2 protein-coding genes are annotated in these 12,031 nt (G+C 70.1%); both read left to right on the top strand.

From position 1 onward, the window contains the following. Nucleotides 1–437: phosphopantetheine-binding protein (locus tag PH203_RS49260; protein ID WP_289929464.1), on the top strand; the 437-nt coding region annotated here is incomplete at its 5' end. Further along, on the top strand, nucleotides 434–12,031 hold an 11,598-nt coding region (locus PH203_RS49265), incomplete at its 3' end, for a non-ribosomal peptide synthetase (protein WP_289929466.1). The genes PH203_RS49260 and PH203_RS49265, both read left to right, overlap by 4 nt.

The raw sequence follows: 12,031 nt of genomic DNA on the forward strand, positions 1-12,031 counted from the left end.
ACTGCCGTGACCAGCTGCCCGACTACATGATCCCGGGCAGCTTCACCGAGCTGCCGGCCCTGCCGCTCAACGCCAACGGCAAGATCGACCGGGACCGACTCCCGGATCCGGCAGCACAGTCAGGGCCGCAGGAGGACGACGGTCCGCTCGGTCCGGTCGCCGAGCTCGTCCAGGAGCTCTGGCGCGAGGTCGGCGGGATCGAAGCAGGCCCCCGCGACAACTTCTTCCACTCCGGCGGCAATTCGATCCTCGCCATCCGGCTGATCGCCGCCATCCAGAACGAGTTCGGGGTCACCCTCTCCGTCCGCGCACTCTTCGAGGGCCCGACCGTCCTGGAGATGGCCCAGCAGATCGAGAACGAGATCCGCTCCGAGATCGACACCATGTCCGACGCCGAGGTGCTGTCGGGCTCCGAGACGAAGGAAACCACCGCATGAGCCGCCAGGACGCCCAGAGAGCCGAAGCCCTGCGCGAGGAACTCCTGCGCAAGCGCCTCGCCGGCCGCCGCGGCGGCGCCGCCGCCCGCCGCAGCGGCATCCCGCGGGCCGACCGCTCGCAGCCGCTGGTGCTCAGCCACGGCCAGGAGCAGATGTGGTTCCTCAGCCGGCTCGAGCCGGACAGCACCGAGTACCTGGTGCCGCTGGTCCTGCGGATGCGCGGCACCCTCGACACCGAGGCGCTGCGCCGGGCCTGGGAGCAGGTGTGCGCCCGGCACGAGGTGCTGCGCACCCGGTACGAGATGACCGACGGCACCGCTGTGCAGATCGTCGACGAACCGGGCCCCGTCGCCCTGCGCGTCGTCGAGGCCGCCGACGAGCAGGCGGCCCAGGACGAGCTGCGCCGTGAGCTGGCCACGCCGTTCGACCTCGCCACCCAGTGGCCGGTGCGCGGCACCCTGATGCGGCTCGCGGACGACGACCACGTACTCGCCGTCGTCTTCCACCACATCGCCTGCGACGCCTGGTCCACCACGATGTTCGGCAGCGAGCTGAGCGCCTGCTACACCGCCCAGGTCTCGGACACGGACGCGGCGCTCCCCGAACTGCCCGTGCAGTACGCCGACTTCGCCGCCTGGCAGCGCGCCGAGCAGCAGAGCCCGCGCGCCGCCGCGCAGCTGGCGTACTGGCGTGAGGAGCTGGCGGGTCTCGCCCCGCTCGAGCTGCCCACCGACCGGCCCCGGCCCGCGGTCCGCAGCTACACGGGCGACGACGTCCTCTTCGACCTCGACCTCGGTCTCGGCGACCAGGTCCGCGCCGCCGCCAAGGAGCACGGCACCACCGCGTTCACCGTGCTGCTCGCCTCCTACCAGGCCCTGCTCGGCCGGTACGCGGGCACCCAGGACGTCGCCGTCGGCACCGTCGTATCGGGACGTACCCACCCCGACCTTCAGGGCGTCTTCGGATACGGCATCAACACCCTGGTGCTGCGCGGCGCCTGGCAGGACGACACGACCTTCGCCGAACTGCTCGACGGCGGCCGGCAGAAGGTGCTCGCCGCCTTCGACCACCAGGACGTACCCTTCGCCCGGCTCGTCGACGAACTGCAGCCGGAGCGCGACCAGTCCCGTACCCCGCTCTACCAGGCGGCCTTCACACTGCACGAGTGGCGACTCGACGCGTTCAGCATGCCCGGTCTGACGGCCGAGCCGTTCGGCGGCAGCGACGGCATGGCCAAGTGCGACCTCACCCTGCAGGTGCAGGAGCGCCCCGACGGCACCTTCCACTGCCGCCTCCAGTACGCCACGTCGCTCTTCGAGCGCGCGACCGCCGAGCGGATCGCGGCGCACTACGTCCGTCTGCTGCGCACGGCCCTGGCCGCGCCCGGCACCCGGGTCGCACGGGCGGAGCTGCTCAGCGACGAGGAGCTGGCCGCGGTGATCGCGGCGCCGCGTGAGCTGCCGCAGTCGGACGTCCTCGCGCACGAGCTGTTCGAGGTGTGGGCGGCCGAGACCCCGGACGCCGTCGCCGTGGTCGCCGGCGGCCAGGAGCTGTCGTACGGGCAGGTCAACGCGCGGGCGAACCGCCTCGCCCGGCATCTGCGTGCCCTCGGGGTCGGTGCCGAGGACCTGGTCGGTGTCCACCTGGAGCGCGGGGCGGAGCTGATCCCGTCGCTGCTGGGTGTGCTCAAGTCGGGCGGCGCGTATCTGCCGCTCGACCCGGCGAACCCGGCCGAGCGCCTCGGCTACGTCCTGTCCGACGCCAAGGCGCGCATCGTCGTCACCACCGGTGACCTCGCCGCGTCCCTCGGCGAGGTCTACGACGGCACGCTGATCGTCCTCGACGACCCGGGGACCGCCGCCGAGCTGGACGCGCTCGCCGCGGACGACCTCATGCCCGTCGCGGGTCCGGACAGCGCCATCTACACGATCTATACGTCGGGTTCGACGGGCCGTCCGAAGGGCGCGGTCCTGACCCACCGCAATGTGGTGCGGCTTCTCGACACCTGCCACGCGGACATGACCTACACGGCGGATGACGTGTGGTCGATGATGCATTCGTACGCCTTCGACTTCTCGGTGTTCGAGATGTGGGGCGCGCTCGCTTTCGGCGGCCGTCTGGTCGTCGTGCCCAAGCACATCGCGCGCTCTCCCGAGGACTTCCTCGACCTTCTTGTCGAGCAGGGTGTGACGGTGCTGAGTCAGACGCCGACCGCGTTCCGTTCGCTGGTCGGGGCGGCGGCTTCGGGGGATGAGCGGATCGACGCCCTGGACCTGCGGGCCGTGGTCTTCGGCGGCGAGAAGCTGGAGGTCGCCGAACTCGCGCCCTGGACCGAGCGGGTGGGCCTCGACCGGGTTGCCCTGATCAACATGTACGGCATCACCGAGACGACCGTCCATGTCACGTACTACGAGGTGCGGTCCGGCGATCTGCGGGTCCCCGGGGTCAGCCCGGTGGGGTGTCCGTTGGGTGATCTGGCGGTGTATCTGCTGGATGCGCAGGGTCAGCCGGTGCCGGTGGGTGTTCCCGGTGAGATGTATGTGGCCGGTCCTGGTGTGGCCCGTGGCTATCTGGGGCGTCCGGCGCTGACGGCTGAGCGGTTCGTGCCCGATCCGTGGGGTGTTGCGGGTTCGCGTATGTATCGCAGTGGTGATGTGGCGCGTCGTCGTGCCGATGGTGGTCTTGAGGTGCTGGGCCGTATCGATGATCAGGTGAAGATCCGTGGTTTCCGGATCGAACTCGGTGAGATCACGGCTGCATTGCTCAAGGACGCGGACGTGCGGCAGGCCGTCACCGTGGTCCGTGAGGACAGCCCCGGGGACAAGCGCTTGGTCGCCTACCTGGTCCCGGCCGAGGGCTCGGTGATCGAGCCGCGCGCCCTGCGCGAGGCGCTCGCCCAGGACCTGCCGGACTACATGATCCCGGCGGCCTTCGTGGAGCTGGACGCGATCCCGCTCACCACCAACGGCAAGCTAGACAAGAAGAACCTCCCCGCCCCCGAGGCCGGACAGCTGCGCAGCGCGGGCGAGTTCACCGCTCCCCGCACCCCCCTCGAGGCGCATGTCGCCGAGATCTGGCAGCAGGTGCTCGGGGTCGACAAGGTCGGCGTCCACGACAGCTTCTTCGAGCTCGGCGGCGACTCGATGCGCGCCGTCGCCCTCGTCGGCGCCCTGCGCGACGCCGGCTACGAGGTCGCCGTGCGCGATGTGTTCGACCGCCGTTCCGTGGCCCGGCTGAGCGAGTTGATGGGTGAGGCCCGCAGCGACCTCGTGCAGCGGCGCGTGGCGCCGTTCGAGCTGATCTCCGACGAGGACCGGGCGATGCTGCCCCTCGATGTCGTCGACGCCTACCCGCTGGGCATGAACCAGCTGGGCATGGTCATCGAGATGCTCTCGGACGGCGAGCAGAACAACTACCACAACGTCTCGTCGTATCTGATCCACGATCCTGTCCCGTTCGACCGTGCGGCCTACGCCGAGGCGGCGCGGCTGGTCGTCGCGCGCCACGAGATCCTGCGCACCTCCATCGAGCTCTCCGCCTACTCGCGCCCCCTGCAGCTCATCCACGCCCACGCGGAGCTGAAGAACCTCGTCTTCGACCTGAGCGGCATGGACCGGGACGCGGTGCGCGCCGAGCTGGAGGCGTTCACCGTCGAGGAGCGCAAGAACGTCTTCGACATGTCCAAGCCGGGTCTCATGCGCTTCCACGCGCACCTGACCGACCACGGCGGCTGGTGGATCTCCGTCGTCGAATGCCACCCGATCCTGGAGGGCTGGAGCTACCACTCGCTCCTGATGGAGTTCGTCACCACCTATCTCAAGGTGCGCGACGGCTCCGTCACCGAGCCCGAGGACACCCCGACGATCCGCTTCGCCGACGCCATCGCCGCCGAACTCACCGCGCTGGAGTCGGTGGAGGACCGCACCTACTGGGAGAACGTGGTCACGGACCACGCCACCCTGCCCATGCCCGCCGGCTGGGGCGACCCGGAGGCCGGCACCTTCGACCTGTACAAGTGCGGCTTCTCGTGGCGGGACATCGAGCCCGGCCTGCGCGCGCTCGCGGCGGCCACCGACACCTCGATGAAGGCCGTCATGCTCGCCACCCACCTCAAGGTGATGAGCCAGCTCACCGACGAGGAGGCCTTCCACACCGGGCTCGTCTGCGACACCAGGCCGGAGGCCGCCGGCGCCGACCGCGTGTACGGCATGTACCTCAACACGCTGCCGTTCCCCTTCCGGCGCGGAGCGGACACCTGGGGCGAGCTGCTCAAGCAGGTCTTCGAGACCGAGGTCGACCTGTGGGGTCACCGCCGCTACCCGCTGCCCGCCGTGCTGCGCCAGTGGGGCGGCACCGGCCGCCTGATGGACATCTACTTCAACTACCAGGACTTCCGTCAGCTCGACACCGACCTGGTCGACGCGATGTCCGGCATGGACGACAGCCCCACCGAGTTCCCGCTCACCGTGGCTTCCCGGGCCGGGCACGTCATCCTCACCGCCAACTGCCGCTGGATCTCCCAGGAGAACGCCGACCGGTTGTCCGGGATGTACCGGGCGGTTCTGGAGAGCATGGCGGCCGAGGGCGCGTCCGGTGACGCGCGGGCCACGTATCTGCCGGAGGGGGAGCGGGCCGCCGTCGTGGCGGCGCCGCGTGAGCTGGAGCCGTCGGATGCCCTGGCACACGAGCTGTTCGAGGCGCGTACGGCCGAGACCCCGGAGGCGGTCGCCGTGGTGGCCGGCGGTACGGAGTTCACGTACGCCGAGGTCAACTCCCGCGCCAACCAGCTTGCTCGGCGGCTGCGCGCGCTCGGCATCGGTGCCGAGGACCTGGTCGGTGTCCACCTGGAGCGCGGGGCCGAGCTGATCCCGACGCTCCTCGGTGTGCTCAAGTCGGGCGCAGGCTATCTGCCCCTCGACCCGGCGAACCCGGCCGAGCGGCTCGGCTACGTGCTGTCCGACGCGCGCGCCCGGATCGTGGTCACCACCGGTGAACTGGCCGAGGGCCTCGGCGAGGTCTACGACGGCACGCTGGTCGTCCTCGACGACGCGGAGACGGCGGCCGGGCTGGCGCAGCTGCCCGCCGGCAACCTGGAGCGGGCCGCCGCCCCGGACAACGTCATCTACACGATCTACACGTCGGGTTCGACCGGCCGCCCCAAGGGCGTGGCCCTGAGCCACCGCAACGTGGTGCGCCTGATGGAGACCGCGCAGGAGCACTACGCCTTCGGCGGCGACGACGTGTGGTCCATGGCCCACTCGTACGCCTTCGACGTCTCCGTGTTCGAGATGTGGGGCGCCCTCGCCCACGGCGGCCGTCTCGTCGTCGTGCCGCGTGCCGTCACCCGCTCCCCGGAGGAATTCCTCGGCCTGCTCGTCGAGCAGGGCGTGACCGTCCTGAGCCAGACCCCGACCGCCTTCCGCTCCCTGGTCGCCCTGACCGCCGACGGCGATCCGCGCATCGCCGAGCTGGCTCTGCGCGCGGTGATCTTCGCGGGCGAGAAGCTGGAGGTCGGCGACCTCGAGCCGTGGACGACCCGGATGGGTCTCGACGACGTGGCGCTGGTCAACATGTACGGCATCACCGAGACCACGGTGCACACCACGTACCACCGCATCGATGCCGAGGACGTGGCCAACCCGCTGATCAGCCGCGTCGGTCACCCGCTGGGTGATCTGGCGGTGTATCTGCTGGATGCGCAGGGTCAGCCGGTGCCGGTGGGGGTTCCCGGTGAGATGTATGTGGCCGGTCCTGGTGTGGCTCGTGGCTATCTGGGGCGTCCGGCGCTTACCGCTGAGCGGTTCGTGCCTGATCCGTGGGGTGTTGCGGGCTCGCGGATGTATCGCAGTGGTGATGTGGCGCGTCGTCGTGCTGATGGTGGTCTTGAGGTGTTGGGCCGTATCGATGATCAGGTGAAGATCCGTGGTTTCCGGATCGAACTCGGTGAGATCACGGCTGCGTTGCTGAAGGATGCGGCGGTACGGCAGGCCGTCACCGTGGTCCGTGAGGACACCCCGGGCGACAAGCGCCTGGTCGCCTACCTCGTCCCGGTCGAAGGCTCGGTGATCGAGCCGCGGGCTCTGCGCGAGGCCCTCGCCCAGGATCTGCCGGACTACATGATCCCGGCCGCCTTCGTCGAACTCGACACGATCCCGCTCACCACCAACGGCAAGCTAGACAAGAAGAACCTCCCCGCCCCCGACATCCAGTCCGTCGACGTCGATGCCTACGTCGCCCCCCGCACCCTCGACGAGGAGCGTATGGCGGCCGTCTGGGCGGTGGCGCTCGGTCTGGAACGCGTCGGTGTCGAGGACGACTTCTTCCAGCTCGGCGGTGACTCGATCCGGGCCGTCGGCCTCGTCGGCGCACTGCGCTCGGCCGGCTTCGAGGTCGGTGTGCTCGACGTCTTCTCGCACACCACGATCGCCGCGCTCTGCGCCTCGGCCACCGGCCGTGAGGTGCCGGACGCCGTCCGCCGGGTCGCACCGTTCGAGCTGATCTCCGACGCGGACCGCGCGATGCTGCCCGCCGGCCTGGACGACGCCTACCCGCTCACCCAGGTGCAGACCGGCATGCTCGTGGAGACGCTCGCCTCGGGCGACCGCGGCAACTACCACGACTTCGTGTCGTTCCTCGTCAACGACGACGCCCCCTTCGACCTCGGTGTCTTCACCGAGGCGGTACGGATCGTCGGCCGGCGCCATGACATCCTGCGCACCTCGGCCGACCTCACGACGTACAGCGTCCCGATGCAGCTCGTCCACCACGATGTCGCCATTCCGGTCGGCTGCCACGACGTGCGCGGCACCGACCCCGAGCGGCTGCACGCCGACCTGGTGGCCTTCGCCGCCGCCGAGCGGGCCGACGTCTTCGACCTGAACTCGTCCGATCCGCTGATCCGGATCACCGTCCACGTGCAGAGCGACACCACCTGGCGGGTCTCGTTCACCAAGAACCACGCCCTGCTCGAAGGCTGGAGCTACCACGAGCTGCTCAAGGAGCTCATCGCCGCCTTCCGCGATCTGCGCGACGGACGCGAGCCCGCGTACGAGGAACTGCCCGTCAGGTTCGCCGACAGCGTCGCCGCGGAGCTCGACTCGCTGGCCTCGGACGAGGACAGCGCGTACTGGCAGACCCTGGTCGACACCCACACCCGGTTCACCCTGCCCGAGGGCTGGCACGGCGACCTCGACGCACCCGCCGAGCGCGTGGACGCCGGATTCTCCTACCGCGACCTGGAGCCCCGGCTCAAGGCGCTCGCGGCGGAGGCGGGCGTGCCGTTCAAGGCGGTGCTGCACGGCGCCCATCTGAAGGTGCTCAGCCAGCTCACCGACGCCGAGGCCTTCCTCAGCGGCCTGGTCGGCCACACCCGGCCCGAAGTCGCGGGCTCCGACCGGCTGATGGGCATGTACATCACCACGCTGCCGCACGGGTACACCCGCACCGCCTCGACCTGGGGCGAGCTGGTGCGCGAGGTCTTCGACCGCGAGGTCGAGGCCTGGCCGCACCGCTGCTACCCGCTCGCCGCCATCCAGTCCGGCGGACAGCGCCTGATCGACGTCTTCTTCACCTATCTCGACTTCCACATCCTGGAAGAGGGGGAGATCGTCGACGAGGGCAACGGCATCAACAAGACCGCCACCGAGTTCGGTCTCGCCGTGAGTTCCATCGGCGGCTTCCTCGGGCTGCGCAGCGACACGCATCTGCTGTCGCAGGAGAACGCCGACCGGTTGTCCGGGATGTACCGGGCGGTTCTGGAGAGCATGGCGGCGGAGGGCGCGTCCGGTGACGCGCGGGCCACGTATCTGCCGGAGGGGGAGCGGGCCGCGGTGGTCGAGCCGCCGTGTCTTCTGGAGCAGTCCTCGGCGCTCGCGCACGAGCTGTTCGAGGCGCGTACGGCCGAGACCCCGGACGCCGTCGCCGTGGTCGCCGGCGGCACGGAGTTCACGTACGGAGAGGTCAACTCCCGCGCCAATCAGCTCGCTTGGCACCTCGCCGCGCTCGGGATGGGTGCCGAGGACCTGGTCGGTGTCCACCTGGAGCGCGGGGCCGAGCTGATCCCGTCGCTGCTGGGTGTGCTCAAGTCGGGTGCGGCGTATCTGCCGCTCGACCCGGCGAACCCGGCCGAGCGCCTCGCGTACGTACTGTCGGACGCGGGCGCCCAGGTCGTCGTGACGACCCGCGAGCTGGCCGGCTCGCTCGGCGAGGTCTACGACGGCACGCTGATCGTCCTCGACGACCCGGAGGTCGCCGACGCGCTGGACGCCCAGTCGCGGGAGAACCTGCCGCGCGTGGCAGGTCCGGACAACGCGATCTACACGATCTACACGTCGGGTTCGACGGGCCGTCCGAAGGGCGCGGTCCTGACGCACCGCAATGTGGTGCGGCTTCTCGACACCTGCCACGCGGACATGGCCTACACGGCGGATGACGTGTGGTCGATGATGCATTCGTACGCCTTCGACTTCTCGGTGTTCGAGATGTGGGGCGCGCTCGCCTTCGGCGGCCGTGTCGTGGTGGTGCCCAAGCAGGTCGCGCAGTCCCCGGAGGACTTCCTCGACCTTCTTGTCGAGCAGGGCGTGACGGTCCTGAGCCAGACGCCGACCGCGTTCCGTTCGCTGGTCGGGGCGGCGGCTTCGGGGGATGAGCGGATCGACGCCCTGGGGCTGCGGGCCGTGGTGTTCGGTGGCGAGAAGCTGGAGGTCGCCGAACTCGCGCCCTGGACCGAGCGCGTGGGCCTCGACCGGGTCGCGCTGATCAACATGTACGGCATCACCGAGACGACCGTCCACGTCACGTACTACGAGGTGCGGTCCGGCGATCTGCGGGTCCCCGGGGTCAGCCCGGTGGGGCGTCCGCTGGGTGATCTGGCGGTGTATCTGCTGGATGCGCAGGGTCAGCCGGTGCCGGTGGGGGTTCCCGGTGAGATGTATGTGGCCGGTCCTGGTGTGGCTCGTGGCTATCTGGGGCGTCCGGCGCTTACCGCTGAGCGGTTCGTGCCTGATCCGTGGGGTGTTGCGGGCTCGCGGATGTATCGCAGTGGTGATGTGGCGCGTCGTCGTGCCGATGGTGGTCTTGAGGTGCTGGGCCGTATCGACGACCAGGTGAAGATCCGTGGTTTCCGGATCGAACTCGGTGAGATCACGGCTGCGTTGCTCAAGGACGCGGCCGTACGGCAGGCCGTCACCGTGGTCCGTGAGGACACCCCGGGCGACAAGCGCCTGGTCGCCTACCTGGTCCCGGCCGAGGGCTCGGTGATCGAGCCGCGGGCTCTGCGCGAGGCCCTCGCCCAGGACCTGCCGGACTACATGATCCCGGCCGCCTTCGTCGAACTCGACACGATCCCGCTCACCACCAACGGCAAGCTCGACAAGAAGAACCTCCCCGCCCCCGACACCTCGGCCCTCGCCGCGAACGCCGGAGCGCTCGCCCCGCGCAACCCGCTCGAGCAGCAACTCTGCCTGGTCTGGGGCGAGATACTCGGCCTGGAGGGAGTCGGCATCGAGGACTCGTTCTTCGACCTCGGCGGCGACTCCATCCGCGCCGTCGCCCTCGTCGGCGCACTCCGGTCGGCCGGCCACGACATCTCCGTACGGGACGTCTTCGAGCAGCGCACCGTCGCCGCTCTCGCCGCCCTCATCGGCACCCGTGGCGCGCCGGCCGCCGAGTACCGCCCCGTCCGGCCGTTCGAGCTGATCTCCGAGGAGGACCGGGCCCTGCTGCCCGCCGGCCTCGACGACGCCTACCCAGTCACCCAGGTGCAGACCGGCATGCTCTACGAGCTGCAGGCCGACGCCACCGCGCACTACCACAGCACCGGCGGCTACAAGGTCCGCGACGACAAGCCCTTCGACGAAGAGGCCCTGCGCGCGGCGATCCGCGAGGTCACCGCACGCCACGAGGCGCTGCGTACGTCCTTCGACCTGTCCACGTGCTCGACTCCGCTGCAGCTCGTCCACTCCCGAGTCGACGTACCGCTGCGGGTCCATGATCTGCGCGGCCTCGACGAGCAGGCGGTGGACGCGGCGATCCGTGACCATGTCGACGCCGAGCAGGCACACCCGATCGACCCGGCCGCGGCTCCGCAGCTGCGGATGAGCGCTCATCTCGCCGACGACGGCTGGTGGCTGGGGCTCACCCGATCCCACATGGTGACCGAGGGCTGGAGCCAGCACTCCACGCTGATGGAGCTGATCGGCTGCTACCGCGCTCTGCGCGACGGCCGCACCCCCGCGACGCACACTCCGCCACAGGTCCGCTTCGCGGACACGGTGGCGGCCGAACTCGCCGCACTCGCCTCCCCGGAGGACCGTGCGTACTGGGACGGCGTGGTGAACGGGCACATCCCGTTCGCGCTCCCGGACAGTTGGGCCGCCACCGAGGCGGCCACGGCGTCGGAGGCGTACAGCGTCACCGTGCCTCTGGTCGACCTGGAGCAGCCGCTGCGGGCCCTGGCCGCCGCGGCACGCGCCTCGGTGAAGAGCGTGCTGCTCGCAGGCCATCTGAAGGTGATGAGCCAGCTCACGCACGAAGAGGCCTTCCACACCGGCCTGGTGTGCGACACCCGCCTCGAGGTCCTCGGTGCCGACCGGGTGCACGGCATGTTCCTCAACACGCTGCCGTTCGCCCACCGCCGTACCGCCGCGACCTGGAGCGAACTGGTCAAGCAGGTCTTCGACACCGAGGTGGGGCTGTGGTCGCACCGCAGGTTCCCGCTGCCGGAGGTCCAGCGGCTCGCGGGCGGCGCGGACCGGCTGATCGACGTGATCTTCAACTACCAGGACTTCCACAACCTGGACGAGGAGCAGATCGACCTCGCCGCCGGCTTCGGCTCGGGCTCCAACGAGTTCGCCCTGACGGTCACCACGTCCGGTGGCGGTCTGACGCTGAAGACGCACACCTCGGTGCTGTCGCGTGCCCATGGTGAGCGGTTGGCGGGGATGTACCGGGCGGTGTTCGAGGCGATGGCGCTCGACGGCGGGGGTGACTCGTCGGCGGTGTTCCTGCCGGCGGACGACTCCGAGGTGCTCGCCGGCTGGGAGGCGTCCGGTGAGGGTGCTGTGCGTGAGGGCGTGCCGGTGCCGGTTGTTTTCGCTGAGCGGGCTGCTGCGGCGCCGGGTGCTGTGGCTGTCGAGGGCTCTGGTTTCTCGCTGTCGTTCGGGGAGTTGGAGGTGTCTTCGAATCGGTGGGCGGCGTATCTGGGGTCTGTCGGGGTGGGGCGTGGCTCGGTGGTGGGTGTGCTGCTTGAGCGGGGTGTGGATCTGCATGCGGTGATGCTGGGTGTGTGGAAGGCGGGGGCGGCGTTCGTGCCGTTGGACCCGGGCTTTCCGCAGGCCCGTGTGACCGGGATGCTCCAGGACGCTTCCGCGACCGTCCTGATCACCGAACTGGCGCTTGCTCCCGCGGAGTTCGATGGCCGACTGGTGTGCGTGGACGCGCCCGAGACCGCGGACGCGGTCGCCGCCGCTTCCGGCAGGGCACCTGAGCGGACTCCTGACCCCGATGAGCTGGCCTATGTGATCTATACGTCGGGGTCGACGGGTCGTCCGAAGGGTGTGGCGGTCACGCATCGGGGTCTGGCCAATCATCTGGGC

Origin of the sequence: Streptomyces sp. S.PB5 (assembly GCF_030403745.1) — a bacterium.
Taxonomy (GTDB): Bacteria; Actinomycetota; Actinomycetes; order Streptomycetales; family Streptomycetaceae; genus Streptomyces.